This is a genomic window from Streptomyces sp. NBC_01276 (assembly GCF_041435355.1).
Classification (GTDB): domain Bacteria; phylum Actinomycetota; class Actinomycetes; order Streptomycetales; family Streptomycetaceae; genus Streptomyces.
This window is the reverse complement of the sequence record NZ_CP108442.1, coordinates 7,025,341-7,045,496: the sequence shown is the minus strand read 5'-3', so window position 1 is coordinate 7,045,496 and position 20,156 is coordinate 7,025,341. Positions and strand designations below refer to the sequence as shown.

Below are 20,156 nucleotides of genomic sequence, written 5' to 3'. Positions count from 1 at the left end.
GGACGTACAGGACGCCCTCGGGCACCCCTGCGTGCCGCGCTCCAGCCGGCGAACACCCCAACCGGAACGCGGCCGTCCCGCACGGATGCCCAGTCCGCGCGGGAGGCCCGCAGCCGCTTTGGGGAGGGGCTGCGGGCCGTTTCGCGTACCGGACGCGGTGTCGGTCGCCCCGGTATCGCCGACCGGTGTCACGGATGGCCGTCCCCCGCCGCAACCGGGGGACGGAGTTCAGGAGCGGGCGTGGGCGGCGATGTCCGCCTGGAACTCGCCCGTCATCGCCGGGGTGACCGTCGGACGGCACTGCGCTATCGCCGCCAGGTAGTCCGCCGTCGTCGCCCCGGGCGGGGCGGCCCCCAGCCCCCGCGCCACCGCCGCCTCCAGGTCCCGTTCGAAGGACACCTGCGCCGCGGTCCGGGCCGCGTGCTCGATGTCGGCGGGGGTGAACAGCTCGCTCGCCTCCACCAGCGCCGCCACGTCCACGCCCGCGCGGCCCGCCGTGTACCGCGACCAGATCGCGGCGCGCGCCCCGGCGTCGGGGGTGCCGATCGGGATCAGGTAGTCGAAGCGGCCCGGCCGCAGGAAGGCCGGGTCGAGGGAGCGGATGGAGTTGGTGGCGCAGACCAACAGCCGCTCGTCGCCCTCCCGGAAGCCGGGTATCAGCTTGAGCAGTTCGTTGGTCACCCCGTGGATCCCGCCGGGCTGCGCGGGCTCGGTGCGCACGGGGGCGATCTCCTCGACCTCGTCGATGAAGACGAGCACCCGCTCCAGCTCGGCGATCCGGGCGAAGGCGTCGCGCAGCGCGGCCGACAGGTTGCCCTCGTCGGCGAGGCGCGAGGGCAGCAGTTCCACGAAGGGCCAGCCCAGGCGGGAGGCGATGGCGCGGGCGAAGGTGGTCTTCCCGGTGCCGGGCGGCCCGAAGAGGGTGATGGCCCGCGGGGCCCGCACCCCGTGCGAGGCGGCCCGTTCCGGCTCGGCGAGCGGCAGCACCACGCGCCGCTCGATGAGGTCCTTCTCCTTCTCCATGCCGGCGACCCGGTCCCACAGGTCGCTCTGGAGGAACCGGCCGCCGAGGTCGTCGAGGAGGCCGGCGGCCGGTCCGTGCAGCGGCTCGGTCTTCTCGAAGTAGGCGACCGCGGGCTGGCGGGTGTAGCCCGCGTTCAGCAGGCCCTCGCCGAGCAGGTCCTCCTCGGGCAGGACGTAGGCGATCCGGCCGACGCGGGCGGCGATCAGCCGCCGCTCCAGCTCGACCAGCAGGGCGCTGGCCAGGCCCCGGCCGCGCCAGCCGGCGGCGATCGCGATGCGCATCACCCAGGCGCGCTCCCCGGTCACGCAGGCGAGGGCCGCGCCGATCGGGACGCCCTGGTGGACGGCGACCACGCAGGGCTGCCGGTCGGTGAGCGCGCCGATGCACTCGGCGAGGGAGAAGACGGACTCCTGGCCGAGCTCCGCCGTGGTGTCGATCAGGTGGACCACCGCTGCGAGATCGCTCTCGCGGTAGTCGTGGATGAGCCAGTTCACCGGGTACCGCCCCTCGTTCGTGCTCCTGCGGCGAGGCTAGGGGCGGGCGGCCCCGGCGATCACGCTCCGAGGTGCACAACAGCCGGTCCGGAAACCCACCGCGGCGTCCATAGACTCCGCGGCGGCCGGATCCCGCGGCGCTCCCCCGCCGGGATTCACAGCGGATTCATACGGAGCACCGGGCTCCGGACACAGTTTCCCCGGGGAGGCTCGGTGCATGATCCAACGCATCCTCCTCCGACAGGCCGGCCGTCCCCGCGCCCGGCGGGCGTCCCGGATCCTGCTCGCGGTGACCGCGATGGCCGCCCTGCTGAGCGTGGACATGCCGAACGCTGCGGCCGTTCCCCCGCTCGGCGTGACTGCCACGGCCCTGCCCGACGCGACGGTGGCCCGGGTGGGCGCACTGTTCGCGGGCGCCCTCGACGGCGGGCACTTCTGCACCGCCGCCGTGGTGCACAGCGCCGACCGCGACGTGATCGCCACCGCCGCGCACTGCCTCGACCACCCGGACACCACCGTGTTCGCCCCGGGCTACCGGGACGGGAAGGCCCCGTACGGGGTGTGGCGGCTGACCGGTGTGAACGTGGCCGGGGACTGGACCGACGGCAAGGACCCCGACGACGACATCGCCTTCGCGACCGTCGCGCCGTTGGACGGGGCGCGGATCGAGGACGTCGTCGGCGGGTTCCCGGTCGTCACGGAGCAGCCCGACGACGTCACGGTGACGATCCTCGGATATCCCAGCACGCTGGACGCCCCGCTGCGCTGCTCCAACGCCACGAGCCTGTTCTCCGAGACCCAGCGGCGCATCGACTGCCCCGATCTGAGCGGCGGCACCAGCGGCAGCCCCTGGCTGGTGGACGGCGCGCTGGCCGGGGTCCTGGGCGGCTACGAGGGGGGCGGTACGGTCCCGGAGGTCTCCTACAGCGCGGTGATGGGCGACCAGGCCCTGGAGCTCTACCGCGAGGCGGCCGTCTCGGCGGGCTGAGCCGCTACCGCTCCGCGGGGCCCGCGGGCGCCTCGAACCAGGTGGGCTCCTCGCGCCGTGCGCGCCGTACGCGGTCCAGCGCGAAGGGCTCCAGCGGCGGCAGCTCCTCCGGGTCGCACCAGGCGACCTCCAGCAGCTCCCCGTCGGCGGCGCGGGCCTCGCCGCCGGTCGCGCGGCAGCGGAAGGTGATGTCCTGGAACTGGCAGACGTCGCCGTTCGGGTAGGTGACCGGTTCGAGCATCTGGACGAGCACGACCCGTTCCGGCACGCACCGCACGGCCGTCTCCTCGAACACCTCGCGCACCGCCGTGTCGGCGGGCTGCTCCCCCGGCTCGGCGATCCCGCCGATGACGGACCAGCGGCCGGTGTCGGCGCGGCGGCCGAGCAGCACCCGGCCCCGGTCGTCGAAGACGACGGCGGTCACCCCGGGCAGCAGGAGCAGCAGCTGCCCGGCGCCCGCCCGGATCGCGCGGATGAATTCGGGAGTGGTCATGCCCCGACCTTACGAGGCCGCTCGCCGGTCACCGTCGTTATGCGGCCCGGCGGGCGCGAACGCGGCGGAAGAGGACCGTCCCCAGGCCGGCCGCGGCGACCAGGACCAGCGCGTACTCCGGCAGCGGGCCCATCCGGGTGGCCGGGGTCTGCGTGGAACGCAGCGGGATCTCGGCCACGAGCGCGTCGGCGGTGAACATCTTCGTCTGCGACACGATCGAGCCGTCGGGGCGGATGACGGCGCTGACCCCGCTGGTGACGGGGACGAGGACGCTGCGGCTGTGCTCGACCGCGCGGATCCGGTCCATGGCGAGCTGCTGGTAGGTCATCTCGGTCCGGCCGAAGGTGGCGTTGTTGCTGGGGACGGCGATGACCTGGGCGCCGGCCGTGACGGTGGAGCGGACGGCGTCGTCGAAGGCGGCCTCGTAGCAGGTGACCATGCCGATCCCGCTGCCCCCCATGCCGAAGACCCCGGGTTCCTTGCCGGGGCCGAAGTCGCGGCGGACGCGGTCCACGTCGGAGCTGAAGAGCCGGACGAAGGAGCGCATCGGGATCCGCTCGCCGAAGGGCTGGATCTTGCGCTTGTCGTAGGTGGCGGTGGGGCCCTTGACCGGGTCCCACAGGATCATCGTGTTGCGCAGCGGGCCGGTTTCGGGGGCCAGTACGGAGCCGATCGCGACGGGCACGCCGATGGCCTTCACCGCCCGGTCGATCACGGAGTAGGCGTCGGGCTGTGTGAAGGGGTCGATGTCGGAGGAGTTCTCCGGCCACACCACGAAGTCGGGCTTGGCGACCCGGCCCGCCTTGACGTCCTCGGCGAGCTGGAGGGTGCGGTTCGCGTGGTTGTCCAGGACCTGGCGGCGCTGGGCGTTGAAGTCGAACCCGGCTCGGGGCACGTTGCCCTGGATGACGGCGGCCACGGCGGTGCCGTCCTCGGCGGCGTCGGAGACCAGCGGGCGGGCGGCGAGGGCCGCGCCGATCGGGGCGACGACGGCGACCGCGGCGAGCGCGGCGGTGGTCCGGCCCGGATGGCGGCGGGCGATGCGGGCCACCTCGTAGAGCCCGAATCCGCACAGCGCCACGCCGAAGGAGAGCAGCGGGGTGCCGCCGACGGCGGCGAGCGGGGTGAAGACCCCCTCGGCCTGGCCGAAGGCGAGCCGGCCCCAGGAGAAGCCACCGAAGGGGGCACGGGCGCGCAGGGCCTCGTCCGCGACCCAGACGGCCGCCGCCCACAGGGGCCAGCCGGGGAGCTTGCCGACGAGGGCGATGCCGAGGCCGGCCAGGCCGATCAGCAGGGCTTCGAGGGTGACGAGGGCCAGCCAGGGCACGGGGCCGACCCCCTCGCCGGTCCACACGAGCAGCGGCAGCAGGTAGCCGAGCCCGAAGAGGAAGCCGAGCCCGAAGCCCGCCCGGGCGCGGCGGCCGCGCAGGCAGCCGGCCAGCAGGGCGAGGGCGAAGGGGGCCAGCCACCACAGGGGGCGGGGCGGGAAGCTGAGGTAGAGCAGCACTCCGGCGACGGCGGCGAGGGCGGCCCGCAGCAGCCAGCCCGCCTTCCGCTTCCCCGGGCCGGCGGCGGCCGCGGCCTCGGCTGCGGCCGTGGCTCCGGCCGTGGTCTCGGTACCCGCTTCGGCTCGTCCGGCGGGCTGCGAGGGCCCGCTCCCGGCGGCGCTGGTGACACTGCTGCTCATCTGGCGGAGTGTACGTCCCCGTGTCCCAAGGGCCGGTAAGGAGACACCGCACACCGGACACCGGGCGCGGTGCGGCAGGGCGGACGGGTGGCGGAACGGGCGCGGTGGCCGTCGGCCTAGCGGGCGAGCGCGCGCAGGTGCGTGCGGATGACGCGGACGGCGTTCTCGGCGTCATCGACGGTGACCGTGAAGAGCTTGCCGTCGCCGAGCACGAGCTCGACGCCCTCGCCGCGCCGGACGATGATCGCGGTGCCCTTGTCCGGTCGCCAGCGGTAGCCCCAGCCTCCCCACTGCTGCGGGGTGATGCTGGGCAGGAACTCGGCGGCGACGACGTCGCAGAGCCGGATCGTGCGGCGCGGCAGTCCCATGTGGCCGCAGCGCACGTCGAGGCGTTCGGAGTCGACGGTGACGGCCACGTGCACGAACGCGAGGGTGCCGTAGAGGATCAGCAGCCCGGCCGCGAGGCAGCCGATCACCGACATGAGCAGCGGCACCATGCCGGAGGTCCAGGCGTTGTCGACGGCGAGCTCGATGCCGAGCGCGAGACACGCCGCGCCGGCCGCGGCGAGCAGCCACTGGACGCGGTTGGAGGCCCGTCCCGTCCACAGCGGACCCGGGGGGTGAACCGTCATGTCCAGCAGCGTACCCACGTTCCGCCGGAGCACCACCGGCCCTGCGCCACTCGGCGCAGCGGGCGGGGTCCCTCTGTGCCCGGTACCGCGCCTGTGGTGGGGTGGTGGGATGGATCAGGACCGAGGGCGGGGGCTACGGGGCGCGCGGGCGGAACGGACGGACCGGCCGGAGCGGCCGGACTGGCTGGAGCGGCCGGACTGGCTGGACCGGGCCGTGGGGGCCGTGCTCGGTTCGGCGGCGGGCGACGCGCTCGGCGCTCCGTACGAATTCGGCCCGGCGGGCGCGCTGAGCGCGCGGGGCGAGGAGATGCGTGGCGGCGGCGGCTGGGATCCGGGCGAGGCGACGGACGACACCCAGATGGCGGTGCTGGTCGGCGAATCGCTCCTCGAACACGACGGTCTGGAACCCGCCGACGTCTTCGCGCGGTTCCGGCACTGGGCGGCCTGGGAACCCAAGGACATCGGCCTCCAGACCGAGGACGTGCTGAGCAGCGGCGACCCCTGGGACCTGGCCGCCGCCCGGCACTTCCGGGTCAACGCGCGGGCGGCGGGCAACGGTTCCCTGATGCGGGCCTCGACCTCGGCCGTCTGGTTCGCCGCGGCCGGGCGCGAGGCCACCATGGACGCCGCCCGGCGGATCGCGGCCCTCACCCACGGCGACCGGGCCGCCTGGGAGGGCACCGCCGTTCTGCACGAGCTCGTACGGGTGGCCCTGGACGGGGCCGATCCGCTCGCCGCCCTGCCCGCGGTGCTGGACGCCGTGCACCCGGAGCACCGCGAGCGGTACGCCCGCGTGCTCGGCCCCGGCTGGTATCCGGACCTGGCCACCGAGTTCAACGGGGCGGTGTGGCCCTGCCTGGGGTCGGCGGTGTGGGCACTGCGCACGACCAGCGGGTTCGCGCCGGCCGTACGGGCCGCCGTGGACCTGGGCGGGGACACCGACACGGTCGCCGCGGTGACCGGGGCGCTGGCCGGGGCGGTCTACGGGGCCCGCGCGGTCCCCCGGGAGTGGACGGACCCCCTCCACGTGCCGCTGCCCCGGGCGGGGCCGGACCGGGGGCAGCACGGCAGCGGCCGGGTGCCGGACCGTGTCCTGGACGCCGAAGCCCTGCGTGCCCTGGCCCGGCGACTCGCGGACGCGGGGCCCGGGGACCGGAGGCCCGTGACCGGACCGGGGCGGTGACTGGGCCGAGATGGTGACTGGGCCGACGTGGTGACTGGGCCGTGACCGGACCGCGGCCGTGACCGGACCGGGGCGGTGACCGGCCCAGGACCGCCAGGGCGGTGGCCGGACCCGGGACCCGGGACCGGACCGGGGTGGCCTGACGGGGTGCCGGATCCGGCCGTCCGTCCCCGCTCGCCGCGTGTCGGGGTCAGCCGCAGCCGCACCCTCCGCAGCCCCCGCCGCAGCCGCCCCCGCACCCGCTCCCCCCGCAGCCCCCGCCGTCGCCTCCGCAGCCGCCGGTGGCCGCGGCGCCCGCGCCGCCGGTGGCCGCCGTGCCCCGGGTGGTCCGCTTGCGCCACGTGGGCGGGTCGACCGTACGGAACCGCTCCCGCTCCCGTTCCCGACGCCGTTCCAGGGTCTTCTCGTAGGAGACGCCGGCCGGGATCCACCGGTCGAGCCCGTGCCGTCGGCGCGGCAGCAGGGCGGCCGCCGTGACGGATGCTGAGATGCCGGCTCCGCCGTGGACCGCGTACTCCAGGACCACCTCGGCGCCGTCGTACGGGGCCCCGTACAGGACGGCCTCGAAGGGCTCGGCGCGGGCGTCTATGTCGTGCAGTCCGCGCGGGAGGGATATCTGCGCCCCGCGCGCGAGCAGCCGTACGGAGCCGAGAGTGTCCTCGCGGCGCGGCCGGTACGGGATCAGCGGCCGCCCGGCGATCGTGTCGGCGTCCGGGTAGAGCCAGAAGTGCCCCGACGGGGCGGCCCGTACGCCGACCAGCAGCACGGGCTGCGGTGCGTGGTGCAGGCGCCGCGCGGCCAGGTCGGCGCTCCAGCCCGCGCCCAGCAAGGTGCTCCCGAGGACCAGCAGGGGCAGGGCGAAGCACTGCTGGCCGACGGCGTCGTACGGGTGGGGGCCGCCGTGCGCGCCGAAGTCGCCGAGGATCCCGTCGAGGAGGATGCCCGCGCCGACGAGGCAGAGGAAGGCACCGCCCAGGAGGCGCCCGTTGCCGCGCCGGTCGTGCCCGGTCGGCAGCCGGACGGGGACCGGGAAACGGTCCGGGCCGGCCGCGGCGCGGGCGAGCAGGGTCTGCCTGCGGCGGGCCCGCAGCCGCAGCGCCGCCCCGGTCAGCGCCCACAGCGACAGCAGGCAGACGAGGAACAGCCCGGTCCGGCCCGCGGTGTCGGCGGCGGGGCGTGCGGGAAGGGTGACGGCCGACTCCACCGCGAGCAGCGTCGCGGACACGACGGTCGCCCCCGGCAGGTACCGGTACCAGAGCGGCAGCGCCGCGAGCAGCACCGCGTCGGGATAGGCCCGCCATGCCGTCCCGGCCGGTGGGCCGGGTGCGTCGTTCCAGAGGATCAGGGTGAGCGCGACGACGACGAGGAGGCCGAGGATCCGGCTTCCGGCGCCGGGGGCGAAGACGGCCGGGGCGCGTGCCGCGCGCCAGCGCTCGGCCGCCTCGACTCCCCAGGTACCGATGTCACTTGCCGGCGTCGCCCCGGTGGGCAGGTGCTTGGCGTAGGCGGTCACCGGCCCAGTATGGGAGCGCCAGGGCCACCGCGGAACGGGGATTCCCGCCCGGCCGTCGCGGGGTCAGCCCGCGACGGGTGCGCCGTGTTCCCGCCCGGCGAGCAGCCGGCCCTCGGCGTAGCTCAGTGCCGCCGCCGACAGCACGGACGTCCTCCCGCTGTGCAGGACGGTCAGCCGACCGGTGGGAGGCAGACCGGGTGCGGGCTCGGCGCCGATGCGGCGCAGGGCCTGGACGGCGACCGCCCCGGCGGAACCGTGGTAGATCAGCTCGGCGCCGCCGGTGCGCGCGGCGAGGGCGGCCCGGATGGTTTCCTCGACCAGCTCGTAGTGGGTGCAGCCGAGGACCACGTCGGTGACGTCGACCGGGGTGAGTGCCGCGGCGGCCGCGACCGTCCGGACGATGGCGGCCTCGTCCGCGGCCTCGACGGCGTCGGCGAGTCCGGGGCAGGGCACCTCGGTGACCCGGGCCCCGGCGGCGAAATCACGGATCAGGCCGCGCTGGTACGGGCTGCCGGTGGTGGCGGGAGTGGCCCAGATCGCCACGCGCCCGCCGGCCACGGCGGCGGGCTTGATCGCCGGCACGGTTCCGATGACGGGGATGCCGGGCTCCAGGTCGGCCCGCAGGGTGTCCAGGGAGTGCACGGAGGCGGTGTTGCAGGCGACGATCAGCGCGTCCGGACCCAGGGCCGCGGCGGCCCGGGCGACGCCGCGGGCGCGCTCGGTCAGGTCGGCGGGCGTGCGCGGCCCCCAGGGCATCCCGTCGGGATCCGAGGACAGCAGCAGATCGGCGTCGGGCCGCAGCCGACGCGTGACGGCGGCCGCAGCGAGGAGGCCGATTCCGGAGTCCATGAGGGCGATCTTCACCTGGTCACCTTAATCGACGCCGCGCCCCCGTCCGGGCCGCACACCCTCAGGCGGACGGGATGCCCCGACGCCCCGGGGGTCACCGGGACGGCCGGGAGCCGGACGGCGCGCACGGCCGAAGGCCCGCCGCCGCGGCCCGCGGCGGGCCCCCTCCGGACGCCCCCGGCGAGGTGGACGAGCGCACCCCCCACCCAGGGCACCCGAAGCGGACGGGGCCTGGACGGCGCCCCGGGCGGACCCTGCTCCCGCCGCCCCCCGCCGCGCGGGGGAGCGCCGTACCGGCGGGGTGCGCGACAGGGTCCGCGGGGTTCGGCACACTGCGGACATGGGCCTCCTCATCGCCGCGTACGCCTCCCTCGCCGCCTGGCTCTGGCTCACCTTCGCCCAGGGCATGTTCTGGCGCACCGACGTCCGTCTCCCCCCGCGCTCCGCCCCCGCCCGCTGGCCCTCCGTCGCGATCATCGTCCCCGCGCGTGACGAGGCCGAGGTGCTCCCCCTCAGCCTTCCGTCCCTCCTCGCCCAGGACTATCCCGGCGAGGCCCGGATCGTCCTCGTCGACGACGGCAGCGGCGACGGCACCGCCGCCCTCGCCGCCCGTCTGGCCGACGGGCAGCCGGGCCTGCCCCTCACCGTGGTCTCGCCGGGGGATCCCCCGCCCGGGTGGACGGGCAAGCTGTGGGCCGTGCGCCACGGCATCGCCCACGTCCGCACCGAGCACACCCGCGCACACGTCAACGGGCACGGGCACGGAACCGGGCACGCGCAGGGCGGCCCGGGAGGCGGCGGCGAAGACGGCCCGCACCGCCCCGGGCCGGAGTTCCTGCTCCTCACCGACGCCGACATCGCCCACGAGCCCGACAGCCTCCGCGAACTGGTCGCCGCCGCGACCTCCGCCGACCTCGACCTCGTCTCGCAGATGGCCCGCCTGCGCGTGGTGAACGTGTGGGAGCGGCTCGTCGTGCCGGCGTTCGTGTACTTCTTCGCCCAGCTGTACCCCTTCCGCCGGATCAACCGGCCCGGCGCCCGGACCTCCGCGGCCGCCGGCGGCTGCGTGCTGCTGCGCACGGAGGCGGCCGTCCGGGCCCGGATCCCCGACTCGATCCATCAGGCCGTCATCGACGACGTCGCCCTCGCCGGCGCGGTCCGCCGCGCCGGCGGCCGGATCTGGCTCGGGCTGGCGGAGCGGGTGGACAGCGTGCGCCCGTACTCCGGCCTCGGCGACCTGTGGCGGATGGTGTCGCGCAGCGCGTACGCCCAACTGCGTCACCGGCCCCTGCTGCTGGCCGGGACGGTGGCCGGGCTGGTCCTCGTCTACCTGGTGCCCCCGGCCGCCCTCGGCGCGGGGCTCGCCGCCGGGCGGCCCGCCGTGGCCTGGGCCGGGGGCCTGGCCTGGCTGCTGATGGCCGGCACCTACCTGCCGATGCTGCGCCACTACCGCCAGTCGCCGCTGCTCGCCCCGCTGCTTCCGCTTACCGCGCTGCTGTACCTGCTGATGACCGTCGACTCGGCGGTCCTGCACTACCGGGGGCGCGGGGCCGCGTGGAAGGGGCGCACCTACGCCCGGCCCGGTGATGCCTGAATCGTCCGGCTTCCGGCACGCGGACCCGGTCCGCGCGCCGGCTGAGGGAACGTCATCCGAGGTCATCGCATTGTGACCGTGCGTCAGCACCAGATAGGTGCAACACCCAACCGGTGAGTACGAGTAGGAACAAGCCGGGGTGCAAGTGACGAATCGTGCAGGTGAACTTCAAGTGAAAGCCGAGGCGCTGACCTGGGAATATGCAGGTCAGGGCGGTGTTGACGACACCTCGCTATGGACCCGGTGAAGTCGTGGGCTTAACTTAGGTCCCATGACCTCCCCCCGCTCCACTTATGGCGGCGGTTACTACTCCGCGCCCTCCTTCAAAGACACCCCCATCTACGACTCCCTCGTAGCCGAACGCGGCACTCCGCAGATCGCCCCCATCCGCGTTCCGGCCGCCTACGAGTCGCCCAGTGCCGGCTATTCGAGCGGTGGGTACCTGCCGGCCCTCCCGTCCGCCCTTCCCGCCCTGCCGTCCGCGCCGTCCGCGCCGCAGCAGCAGGGGTCCCCGGGGTACGGGTACCAGTACCAGCAGCAGGCCGCACCCCAGCAGCAGATGCCGATGGCGATGCCGGTGCCGCTCCAGAACGCGCCCGCGCCGTACATCCCGCAGCAGCAGCCGATGGCGGCCCGCGCGGGGTACGTCCAGCAGCCCCAGCCGCAGCAGCAGCCGCGCCCGGCCGCCATGGGCACCGGCTACGAGGCCATGCGCCCGGCGGCGCCCCGTCCGGTGGCGGCCCCCGCGCAGGTCCCCTCCTACGAGGATCCGTACGGCCGCCAGTTCCAGGGGCGCGGCTACTGACCCGGCACCCCGCCGCCGGGCCCCGCGGAAAACGGGCTGGGGCTCCGGCACGGAAGGCTGGCAAAATGCACTCATGTCGAATCTGTACGTCCAGTCGCTCCATGTCCATCCCGTCAAGTCGGTAGCGGGGACTGCTCCCGACGAGGTGACCGTGGAGCCCTGGGGCTTGTCCGGGGACCGCCGCTGGGCGGTGGTCGACACGGCGGGCGCGGTCATCACCCAACGCCAGCAGGCGCGACTGGCCTTGGCCTCCGCCCGTCCGCTGCCGGACGGGCGGGTCGCGCTGTCCGGGCCCGGGATGGCGGAGCTGGTGGTGGACGTGCCGGAGCCGGGCCCGCTGGAGCCCGTCGTCCTGTTCGGCAAGAAGATCGACACCGTCGTCGCGGCGAGCACCGCCGCCGACTGGTTCAGCGCCTACCTCGGGCAGCCCGTGCGGCTGGTCCACCTCGACGATCCGGCCGTGCGCCGTCCCGTGGACCCCGACTACGCGCTCCCCGGCGAGACCGTCAGCCTGGCCGACGCCTATCCGCTGCTGCTGACCACGGCCGCCTCGCTCGACGCCCTCAACGAGCTGATCGCAGGGGGCGACGACGCCCACGAGGGACCCCTGCCCATGAACCGGTTCCGCCCGAACCTGGTGGTCGGCGGCCCGGCTGAGCCGTGGGCCGAGGACGGCTGGCGGCGGATCGCGATCGGTGACGCCGTCTTCCGGGGCGTGCGCGAGTGCGGGCGCTGCATCATCACCACCACCGACCAGGAGACGGCGGAGCGCGGCCGGGAGCCGCTGAAGACGCTGGCCGTGCACCGGCGGATCGGGAAGTCCCTCGCCTTCGGGAGGCAGCTGGTGCCGGTGGTCCTGGGTACGGTGCGGGTGGGCGACGAGGTGCGCGTGCTGGAGTGATCCCACGGTGGCCCCGCACGGCCCCACAGGACCCGGCAGAGCCCCGCTCGCCGCTGACCACGGCGGGTGGAATGACACCTTCGAGGGGCTCCGGGTGCCCGATGGAACCAACGGGCGGGGCGGGGCCGTTGGAACAGACAGGACGTGTGAACACCCACCGCGACCGTCCGTACCGGATCGGGTGGCACGGGTCCCGCGCGTCCCGGAATGCGCGTCCGCCGGGCATGCGGAAGGCTGGGACGCGCAGACAGACGGATGGCTGGCGCAAGTAGGGGGAGCCGGGACCGTGCGGACAGCAATGGGTGTGTGGCGTTGGCGGCGCAATCCGCTGCGCAGGCCGACCGATCTCTTCGAGGCGTGGGTGGCCTTCGCCGCGCTCGTGTGCGTACTGCTGGTGGCTCCGGCCCTCGGCTGCGCGGCGGGCCTGAAGGTGGACGGCACGCTGCAGCGGGCCGCGCGCGAACAGCGGCACGAGCGGTACCTGGTCCCGGCGGTGGTGGTCCGGCCGACGCCGGATCCGGTCGCCGGCTCGGCCACCGATCCGGGCGCGGGGCGTCAGGCCCCGGAGCGGACGCGGATCGTGGCTTCCTGGACCGCGCCCGACGGCAGCAGCCACGAGGGCACGGTCCCGGCGGCGGAGGAACCGCCCCTTCCCGGCGACCGGTTCCGGATATGGACCGACATCCGGGGGCGGCTGGTGGGGCAGCCCCTCGACCCGTCCGCCGCCTCCTTCCACGCGGGCGTGGCCGGGCTGGCCGCGGCGCTGACGGCGGCCGCGCTGGCGGAGACGCTCCGGCGGCTGGTCGTACGCCGGCTCATGCATCGGCGGTACACCCGTCTGGACCGAGCGTGGGCCGCGGCCGGACCCGACTGGGGCCGGGCGGGCGCGGGCAGCTGACCTGGCAACTCACCGGCCCCGCGCGCGCTACCGTGGAGCCGGAGTCCGGTCCGGCCGCTTCGGCCGCAGGGGACGGCTCCGGCCGCTCCGGGAACTTCTGCAACACGAGTACGAGGGTGGGGGCACGGCAGCGCGATGGCTCAGGGCACGGTCCAGGTGACGCACGGCGGGGCCTCGCGGTGGCGGCGGCGCTCCGGTGAGTATCCGACGCTGAGCGCCGCGCTCGCCGCCGCGGGCGACGGCGACGTCCTGTCCATCGCCCCCGGCACCTACCGGGAGAACCTGGTCCTGCGTCATGCCGTCACCCTGCGCGGGCCAGAGGGCGCCGTGGCCGGCTCGGTGCGGATCGCCCCGCTCGACGGGGTCGCGCTGACGGTGCGCGCATCGGCGGTGGTCCAGGACCTCCACCTGGAGGGTGCGGACCGGGCGGCGCCCGCGCTGCTGGTCGAGGACGGCTGTCCGGAGCTGATCGACCTGCGCGTGCACACCCGCTCCTCGGCCGGCATCGAGGTGCGCGGCGGGGCCCGGCCGCTGGTGCGCCGGTGCACGGTGGAGAATCCGGCCGGGGTCGGCATCTCCGTCCTGGACGGCGGCGGCGGGGTGTTCGAGGAGTGCGAGGTGGTGGCCGCCGGGCAGGCCGGCGTCTCGGTGCGCGGCGGGCACCCGCGGCTGGAGCGCTGCCGCGTCCACCACGCCACGGGCGCGGGCATCGCCGTGACCGGGGAGGGCTCGGGCCTGGAGGCGCTGGGCTGCGAGGTGTACGAGATCAAGGGCACCGGGGTGCAGATCGCGGCGCGCGCCGCGGCCCGCCTCACGGACTGCGCGGTGCACCGCACCTCCGCCGACGGGGTCACCCTCGACACCGACGCCGTGCTCACCCTCGCCGGCTGCGACATCCACGACATCCCGGAGAACGCGGTCGACCTGCGGTCCCGTTCGGTGCTGACCCTCAGCCGCAGCACGGTCCGCCGGTTCGGGCGCAACGGCCTGTCGGTGTGGGATCCCGGTACCCGGGTCGATGCCGAGTCCTGCGAGATCCACGACAGCACGGGTGACTACCCGGCGGTGTGGATCAGCGACGGGGCCACGGTCTCCCTGGACTCCTGCCGGGTGCACGACGTGCCGGACGCCCTGTTCGTACTGGACCGGGGTTCGCGCGTGGACGTCGTCGACAGCGACCTCTGGCAGGTCCGCAACACGGCCGTCTCCGTCAGCGACGGCGCCGACGCGCAGCTCGACGACTGCCGCATCCGGGAGGCCGGCACCGGGGCGTGGTTCCGTGACCACGGCAGCGGCGGCACCCTCGCCAACTGCACCATCGAGAACGTGCAGTCCGGCGTGATCGTGACCAAGGGCGCCGACCCGGTGGTGGAGCGGTGCACCGTCGGTTCGGCCGCCGAGGCCGGTTTCTACGTGTCGGCGGGCGGCCGCGGCACGTTCACGGCCTGCCGGGTGAGCGGCAGTTCCGGTTTCGGCTTCCACGTCATCGACGGCTGCCGGACCACTCTGACCCGCTGCCACACCGAGCGCTGCGCACGCGGCGGGTACGAGTTCGCGGAGGACGGCCCGCTCGCCGAGGGGTGCACCGGCGACGAGTTGGGGGCACGGCTCGGCGCGCGGGCGGCCTCGGGCGACACGCTCGCCGGGGCGCAGCCGGGGATCCGAACGGCGTCGGCCGTGCAGGACCGGGCGGCAGTGCCCGCCGAGGTGCCCGGGCAGCGGCCCCCGGACCCGGCGCCTCCCGCGGCGGCCGCCGCGGGAGCGGGCCGCGGTTCGGGCGAGGTGCTGGGTCAGCTGGACGCGCTGGTCGGGCTGGAGAGCGTGAAACGCGAGGTCCGGGCCCTCACCGACATGATCGAGGTCGGGCGGCGACGGCAGCGGGCGGGCCTGAAGGCGGCCTCGGTGCGCAGGCACCTGGTCTTCACGGGCTCCCCCGGCACCGGCAAGACGACGGTGGCCCGGCTGTACGGGGAGGTCCTGGCCTCCCTCGGGGTGCTGGAGCGCGGCCACCTGGTGGAGGTGTCCCGGGTGGACCTGGTCGGTGAGCACATCGGCTCGACCGCGATCCGTACGCAGGAGGCCTTCGAGCGGGCGCGCGGCGGGGTGCTGTTCATCGACGAGGCGTACGCGCTCGCGCCGGAGGACTCCGGGCGGGACTTCGGGCGCGAGGCGATCGACACGCTGGTGAAGCTGATGGAGGACCACCGGGACGCCGTGGTCGTGATCGTCGCCGGGTACACGGAGGAGATGGAGCGCTTCCTGACCGTCAACCCGGGGGTGGCGTCGCGTTTCTCCCGCACCATCACCTTCGGCGACTACGGGCCCCGGGAGCTGCTGCGGATCGTGGAGCAGCAGGCGGAGGAGCACGAGTACCGGCTGGGCGAGGGCACGGGCGAGGCGCTGCTGACGTACTTCACGGAGCTGCCCAAGGGTCCGGCGTTCGGCAACGGCCGCACCGCGCGCCAGACCTTCGAGTCCATGGTGGAACGGCACGCGGGGCGGGTGGCGCAGCTGGCCGAGCCGAGTACGGACGAGCTCACCCTGCTCTTCCCGGCGGATCTGCCGGCTCTGTCCGCACCGTGCTGATCCGCGGGCCGGGAACCTCCCGGGTGTCGTGTACGTCGGCACGCGCGGCGGCGTCCAGTCGCGCGAGGAGTGCGTCGCGTTCGGCGGTGAAGGCCGGATCGGCCTGGTAGTCGCCGTGGCCGAGGATCGGCGCGGGCAGCGGGTACCGGGGGCTGCGCCCGTAGGCGAGCGGGTCGCGCAGGGGGCCCCGGTCGACGGGTTCGCCGACGGCGGCGCCGGTCTCGACGGGCCCTCCTATGGGGTCGGTGGCCCGCCACAGGTTGCGCCAGCAGTCGAGGTCGCGGTGGAGGGCGGCCAGCCGGCCGGGGCCGAAGAAGTCGGGGAACCAGCGGCCGTAGAGCCGGGCCAGCGGTGAGCCGTAGGTCAGCAGCCCGACGCGGCCGCGCACTTCGGGCGGCAGTTGCCAGACGGCGGCCGCCGCGAGCACGCTGCCCTGGGAGTGTCCGGAGATGACGAGGCGGCCCCCGGTACGGGCGGTCCAGCCGGTCATCCGCCAGGTCAGGTCGGGGACGGCCCGCTCGGCGTAGCAGGGCGGGGCGAAGGGGTGGGCGGCGCGCGGCCAGAAGGTGCCGACGTCCCAGAGGATCCCGACGGTCCGGCGGGCGGCGGGGTCGCGGTAGGCGCGCCGGCCCCACGCGACGAAGGCGGCGACGCCGAGCCCTATCAGCCAGGACCCGGTGTCCTGGGCGGCGCGGGCGGCACCGGCCAGCAGCGGGTGGGCTCCCCGGGCGGCCTCGGCCGGGACCCGTCCGCTGATCCATGCTCCGGCGAGGGCGCCGGTGCCCAGCAGCAGGGTGATCCAGGCGACGGCCCCCACGAACCACGGCGCGGAGTCGGTGAGCGCGGCGGCCGCCCGCGCCCCGGCGATCCGGCGGCTGCGGTCGGGGTCGGCGGGCTCTCCCGGGTACTCGGCGGCGAGGCCCGCAGCCGTCCGGCGCCGGTGCAGGGCGGCGCGGGCGACGGCCCAGGCGGCCGGCAGCAGCAGGGCGATCAGCAGCGGCGGCAGCACGGCGGCCTGCCAGGACAGCAGGACGGGCGGTCCGGGCAGCGCGGCCCCGGGCGCGCCCGGTGTGGCGCCCCCGTCGAGCCAGTCGGCGACGCGCTGGGCGACCCCGCCGGACATGACCCCGCCGAGGGCGCAGCCGAGTACGGCGACGGCGGGGCCGCCGAGGCCCCGCAGGGCGGCGCCGGGCTGGGGGGTGCCGCGGTGCAGGCGGTGGGCGACGAAGGCGAGGGCCAGCGCGCAGCAGCCCTGGCCGAGCATGAGCACCCCGAACGCGAAGTCCCCCGGGAGACGCCCGGCCGAGACCCAGCCGGGGCGGGACCAGCCCGCGTAGAGGAGGACCGCGGCGAGCAGGGCGAGGGCGCCGCCGGGCAGCAGGGTGATCGCGGCCCGGTCGAGCCGGTGGTCGGGCCGGGCCTCGGTGCGGCCGCGCCGGCAGACGACCCACAGGACGATGGCGCCGCCGGTGGCGAGCAGCGCCTGGACGGCCCACCCGGCGGCCTGGAGCGCGGGGGCCGTGGCGGTGGCGGCCCGGTCGTGGCGGACGGCGGGGGCGGCGACCGCCACCGCCACGGTGAGGAGTCCGGCGGCGGTGTGCGCGGCGCGCAGCCGTGCCACGATCCGCCGCCCGTACCAGAACCCGGGCTGCCCCAGCGGCGCCTCCTCCTCCCCCGGTGCGGGGGCGCCCGGGGTGGCGGAGCCGGCGGGCGGCGGCTGGGACTCGTAGGCGCTCCAGGTGCGGGTCGAGAGGTACCAGAGCAGGCCGGTCAGGGCGGCCGGGACCAGGGCGCCGACCGCGAGGCGGCGTCCGGGCTGACCCCACCAGGTGCCGGGCCGCAGGACGCCGAGCGGGGAACGGGAGCCGGAGCAGACGGTGTTGCCCGCGCACTGCCAGGCGAGGAGGTCCAGCGCGACCTCGCAGGCCGCCGCGACGAGGAGGACGGTGAGGCTGAGGGCGAGGACCCGTACGAGGAGTCCGTACGTGCGCACGGCCCGCGCGGCCGCCTTGCCGGGGGCGGCGGCGGGCCGGGCCCAGTGGGCGAGGTTGGCGACCATGAACGGCAGGAGCAGCAGCCACAGGGCCCGGGCTCCGTTGCCGGAGGTGAGGCGGGACCAGCAGTAGGCCTCGGGCACGGGGCGGCCGCCGTGGCGTCCGGGACGGTCCTCGGCGTCGGCGTCCTCGGGGCGGCGGAACACGGCGGCGGTCGAGTCGCCGGTGATCCGGACGGGGTACGGGTCCCGGAGCAGCTCCGCGGGGGAGGCTCCGCCCACGCCGTGGACGAGCAGTTCGAGCGCGGGCGGCGGGCCCGGGGGCGGCGGTTGGGAGGCGGCGACGGGGTCCGGCATGGGGCCTCCGCAGGTGAGGGGCTGGTGCGCGCGGGGCGGCCCCTTCAGCATCCCGCCCCGGGGCGTCCCTGCCCAGGCCCCGTGCGTGTGAAGGACGTGCGGAGCCCTGCACGGCCCGGGACGGGCGATGTCCCGGCCGTCCGGAGACTTCTGACGGGCCGCCGGTTATGGTGGCGCGGCGGCGGCGCACCCCGCGCCCCGCACCGCGCAGGGGGTAACGACATGACCCGCCGACTCCGCCCCGTGGGGCTGGGTTTCACCGAACACGCTCCGACGCGCCTGGTGTTCACCGCCCGCGCCTCGGCCGCACCCGACGCCGTGTACCGGGCGCTCGCGGAGGAGGTGACGGGCTGGCCGTCCTGGTTCCGGGCCGTGACACTGGCCCGGCCCACGCGCGGCGGCGGGGGCCGCGAGGTCCGGCTGATGGGCGGGGTCCGCTTCCGGGAGACGGTCATGGCAGCGGATCCCGGGCGGCGCTACGCCTACCGGGTCGACGAGACCAACGTGCCCGCCGTGCGCGCCCTGCTGGAGGAGTGGCTCCTGACCCCGGCGGACCGCGCCCCCGGCACCGCGTCCGCGTCCGCGTCCGGCAAGCCTGCCACCCCCGCCGCGCCTGCCGCCCACGCCACCCCCGCCGCGCCCGTCACCGTCGGCGACGCCGCCCCGGGCACCCTGGTCCGCTGGACCTTCGCCGCCGACGGCCCGCCCGCCTTCCGGCTGGCGCTGGCCGCCTCCCGCCCGGCCCTCGGCCACTCCTTCCGCACCGCGGTGCGCACGCTCGACGCCCGCCTGGCGGGCCGCACCCGCGGCTGACGGACCGCCACCGGGAGGGCCCTCACCGCGCGCCGGCTCAGGCGGTGGGCTCGCGCCAGTCCCCCGTCCGCAGGAGCGTCTCGATCGTCTCGGCGTACGGGGCGATGTCGAGGCCCTGCGCGGCCAGCCATTCGTCCGAGTAGTACTTGTCGAGGTAGCGGTCGCCCGGGTCGCAGAGCAGGGTGACGACGCTGCCCGTGCGGCCCTCCGCGACCATCTCGGAGATGATCTTCAGGGCGCTCCACAGTCCGGTGCCGGTGGAGCCGCCCGCCTTGCGCCCTATGGCCTGCTCCAGGGCGCGGCACGCGGCGACGCTCGCCGCGTCCGGCACCTTCATCATGCGGTCGATGGCGCCCGGCACGAAGCTCGGCTCCATCCGCGGCCGCCCGATGCCCTCGATGCGCGAGCCGCAGTCGCTGCTCGCGTGGGGGTCGCCCAGGGTCCAGCCGTCGAAGAAACAGGAGTTCTCCGGGTCGGGGACGCAGATGCGGGTGTCGTGCTGCATGTAGTGCACGTAGCGCGCGATGGTGGCGGAGGTGCCGCCGGTGCCGGCCGTCGCGACGATCCAGGCCGGTTCGGGGTACCGCTCCAGGCGGAGCTGCTGGTACATCGACTCCGCGATGTTGTTGTTGCCGCGCCAGTCGGTGGCCCGCTCCGCGTAGGTGAACTGGTCCATGTAGTGGCCGCCGGTGCGTGCGGCCAGGTCGGCGGACTCCTCGTACATCTTCATCGAGTCGTCGACGAAGTGGCAGGTGCCGCCGTGGAATTCGATGAGGCGGCACTTCTCCGGGCTGGTGGTCTTCGGCATCACCGCGACGAAGGGGACACCGATCAGCTTGGCGAAGTAGGCCTCGGAGACGGCGGTCGAGCCGCTGGAGGCCTCGATGACCGGGCGGCCGGGGCGGATCCAGCCGTTGCAGAGCGCGTACAGGAACAGGGAGCGGGCGAGTCTGTGCTTGAGGGAGCCCGTCGGGTGCGTGGACTCGTCCTTGAGGTACAGGTCGATGCCCCACGCCTCGGGGAGGGGGAAGCGCAGCAGGTGGGTGTCGGCGGAGCGGTTCGCGTCCGCCTGGACCTTGCGGACGGCTTCCTTGAGCCAGACGCGGTACTCCGCGTCGCTCCGGTCTACGTCGACCGTCGTCATGACCGCGCCCGCGGCCTTGTTCGCGGCCACGCTCGCGTCCGTCGTACCGGTGGTACCGGTGGTGCTCATGCGCCTTGCTCCTTTGTCGGTTCCGTGGCCCCCTGCTTTCGCAATGTACCCCTCCCACCTGCACAAATGGTTACTTTGGGTTTCCATGCGGATCGCTTTCGGTCGCGTTCGGTTGCACCGGAGGCCACCGTGG

General features: G+C 75.5%; 16 protein-coding genes. 8 read left to right on the top strand and 8 right to left on the bottom strand.

What is annotated here, in order from left to right; translation table 11 throughout:
• Positions 1–228 precede the first annotated feature (228 nt).
• Positions 229–1,518, bottom strand: coding sequence for an ATP-binding protein (locus OG295_RS31775; RefSeq protein ID WP_371680059.1), 1,290 nt, complete (start codon positions 1,516–1,518; stop codon positions 229–231).
• Between the two features lie 217 nt (positions 1,519–1,735).
• On the opposite strand from OG295_RS31775, the gene OG295_RS31770 reads away from it, so the two are divergent.
• Positions 1,736–2,506 (top strand): serine protease, encoded by a 771-nt coding sequence (locus OG295_RS31770; protein WP_371680058.1) that lies wholly within the window; start codon positions 1,736–1,738, stop codon positions 2,504–2,506.
• 4 nt (positions 2,507–2,510) lie between these two features.
• Here OG295_RS31770 and OG295_RS31765 read toward each other — a convergent pair whose 3' ends face one another.
• From OG295_RS31765 to OG295_RS31755, 3 genes are all read right to left on the bottom strand, one after another.
• Positions 2,511–2,999 carry an NUDIX domain-containing protein gene (locus OG295_RS31765; protein ID WP_371680056.1) on the bottom strand — a complete coding sequence of 163 codons (489 nt, stop codon included), beginning with the start codon at positions 2,997–2,999 and terminating at the stop codon, positions 2,511–2,513.
• 37 nt (positions 3,000–3,036) lie between these two features.
• On the bottom strand, positions 3,037–4,686 hold the full coding sequence (gene lnt, locus OG295_RS31760; protein WP_371680055.1) for an apolipoprotein N-acyltransferase: 1,650 nt from the start codon (positions 4,684–4,686) through the stop codon (positions 3,037–3,039).
• A gap of 116 nt (positions 4,687–4,802) precedes the next feature.
• A complete protein-coding gene (locus OG295_RS31755; protein WP_371680054.1) occupies positions 4,803–5,318 on the bottom strand; it encodes a hypothetical protein in 516 nt (171 codons plus the stop codon).
• A gap of 109 nt (positions 5,319–5,427) precedes the next feature.
• Between OG295_RS31755 and OG295_RS31750 the strand changes: the two genes are divergently transcribed.
• Positions 5,428–6,501 carry an ADP-ribosylglycohydrolase family protein gene (locus OG295_RS31750; RefSeq protein ID WP_371680053.1) on the top strand — a complete coding sequence of 358 codons (1,074 nt, stop codon included), beginning with the start codon at positions 5,428–5,430 and terminating at the stop codon, positions 6,499–6,501.
• A gap of 190 nt (positions 6,502–6,691) precedes the next feature.
• On the opposite strand, the gene OG295_RS31745 is transcribed toward OG295_RS31750, so the two are convergent.
• Together OG295_RS31745 and OG295_RS31740 are read right to left on the bottom strand one after the other, a co-directional pair.
• Positions 6,692–8,014, bottom strand: a complete 1,323-nt coding sequence (locus tag OG295_RS31745) for a hypothetical protein (protein WP_371680052.1) — start codon at positions 8,012–8,014, stop codon at positions 6,692–6,694.
• A gap of 63 nt (positions 8,015–8,077) precedes the next feature.
• Complete coding sequence (locus OG295_RS31740; protein ID WP_371680051.1) at positions 8,078–8,878, bottom strand: glutamate racemase; 801 nt, start codon at positions 8,876–8,878, stop codon at positions 8,078–8,080.
• Between the two features lie 325 nt (positions 8,879–9,203).
• Between OG295_RS31740 and OG295_RS31735 the strand changes: the two genes are divergently transcribed.
• The 5 genes from OG295_RS31735 to OG295_RS31715 all read left to right on the top strand — a co-directional run bounded on the left by OG295_RS31735 (position 9,204) and on the right by OG295_RS31715 (position 15,647).
• The gene (locus OG295_RS31735) at positions 9,204–10,457 is read left to right on the top strand and encodes a glycosyltransferase (protein WP_371680050.1); all 1,254 of its coding nucleotides are present in this window, start codon (positions 9,204–9,206) and stop codon (positions 10,455–10,457) included.
• A 271-nt stretch (positions 10,458–10,728) separates the two neighbouring features.
• A complete protein-coding gene (locus OG295_RS31730) occupies positions 10,729–11,262 on the top strand; it encodes a DUF6643 family protein (protein WP_266837093.1) in 534 nt (177 codons plus the stop codon).
• A gap of 73 nt (positions 11,263–11,335) precedes the next feature.
• A complete protein-coding gene (locus OG295_RS31725; RefSeq protein WP_371680049.1) occupies positions 11,336–12,163 on the top strand; it encodes an MOSC domain-containing protein in 828 nt (275 codons plus the stop codon).
• Between the two features lie 286 nt (positions 12,164–12,449).
• Positions 12,450–13,061 (top strand): hypothetical protein, encoded by a 612-nt coding sequence (locus OG295_RS31720; protein WP_371680048.1) that lies wholly within the window; start codon positions 12,450–12,452, stop codon positions 13,059–13,061.
• A gap of 135 nt (positions 13,062–13,196) precedes the next feature.
• Positions 13,197–15,647 carry a right-handed parallel beta-helix repeat-containing protein gene (locus OG295_RS31715; protein ID WP_371680047.1) on the top strand — a complete coding sequence of 817 codons (2,451 nt, stop codon included), beginning with the start codon at positions 13,197–13,199 and terminating at the stop codon, positions 15,645–15,647.
• On the opposite strand, the gene OG295_RS31710 is transcribed toward OG295_RS31715, so the two are convergent.
• Complete coding sequence (locus tag OG295_RS31710) at positions 15,598–17,997, bottom strand: hypothetical protein (protein ID WP_371680046.1); 2,400 nt, start codon at positions 17,995–17,997, stop codon at positions 15,598–15,600. The genes OG295_RS31715 and OG295_RS31710 overlap by 50 nt on opposite strands.
• A gap of 222 nt (positions 17,998–18,219) precedes the next feature.
• On the opposite strand from OG295_RS31710, the gene OG295_RS31705 reads away from it, so the two are divergent.
• On the top strand, positions 18,220–18,810 hold the full coding sequence (locus OG295_RS31705; RefSeq protein WP_371680044.1) for an SRPBCC family protein: 591 nt from the start codon (positions 18,220–18,222) through the stop codon (positions 18,808–18,810).
• A 37-nt stretch (positions 18,811–18,847) separates the two neighbouring features.
• Here the strand turns inward: OG295_RS31705 and OG295_RS31700 are convergent, their stop codons facing one another.
• Entirely contained in the window at positions 18,848–20,023 is a 1,176-nt protein-coding gene (locus OG295_RS31700) for a PLP-dependent cysteine synthase family protein (RefSeq protein WP_371680043.1), read from the bottom strand.
• Positions 20,024–20,156 lie beyond the last annotated feature (133 nt).

Bases quoted from the DNA above. Each gene is read 5' to 3' on its own strand.
- OG295_RS31710 (WP_371680046.1), bottom strand. From the start codon at position 17,997: ATGCCGGACCCCGTCGCCGCCTCCCAACCGCCGCCCCCGGGCCCGCCG.
- OG295_RS31705 (WP_371680044.1), top strand. From the start codon at position 18,220: ATGACCCGCCGACTCCGCCCCGTGGGGCTGGGTTTCACCGAACACGCT.
- OG295_RS31765 (WP_371680056.1), bottom strand. From the start codon at position 2,999: ATGACCACTCCCGAATTCATCCGCGCGATCCGGGCGGGCGCCGGGCAG.
- OG295_RS31755 (WP_371680054.1), bottom strand. From the start codon at position 5,318: ATGACGGTTCACCCCCCGGGTCCGCTGTGGACGGGACGGGCCTCCAAC.
- OG295_RS31770 (WP_371680058.1), top strand. From the start codon at position 1,736: ATGATCCAACGCATCCTCCTCCGACAGGCCGGCCGTCCCCGCGCCCGG.
- lnt (WP_371680055.1), bottom strand. From the start codon at position 4,686: ATGAGCAGCAGTGTCACCAGCGCCGCCGGGAGCGGGCCCTCGCAGCCC.
- OG295_RS31730 (WP_266837093.1), top strand. From the start codon at position 10,729: ATGACCTCCCCCCGCTCCACTTATGGCGGCGGTTACTACTCCGCGCCC.
- OG295_RS31700 (WP_371680043.1), bottom strand. From the start codon at position 20,023: ATGAGCACCACCGGTACCACCGGTACGACGGACGCGAGCGTGGCCGCG.
- OG295_RS31735 (WP_371680050.1), top strand. From the start codon at position 9,204: ATGGGCCTCCTCATCGCCGCGTACGCCTCCCTCGCCGCCTGGCTCTGG.
- OG295_RS31715 (WP_371680047.1), top strand. From the start codon at position 13,197: ATGGCTCAGGGCACGGTCCAGGTGACGCACGGCGGGGCCTCGCGGTGG.
- OG295_RS31725 (WP_371680049.1), top strand. From the start codon at position 11,336: ATGTCGAATCTGTACGTCCAGTCGCTCCATGTCCATCCCGTCAAGTCG.
- OG295_RS31750 (WP_371680053.1), top strand. From the start codon at position 5,428: ATGGATCAGGACCGAGGGCGGGGGCTACGGGGCGCGCGGGCGGAACGG.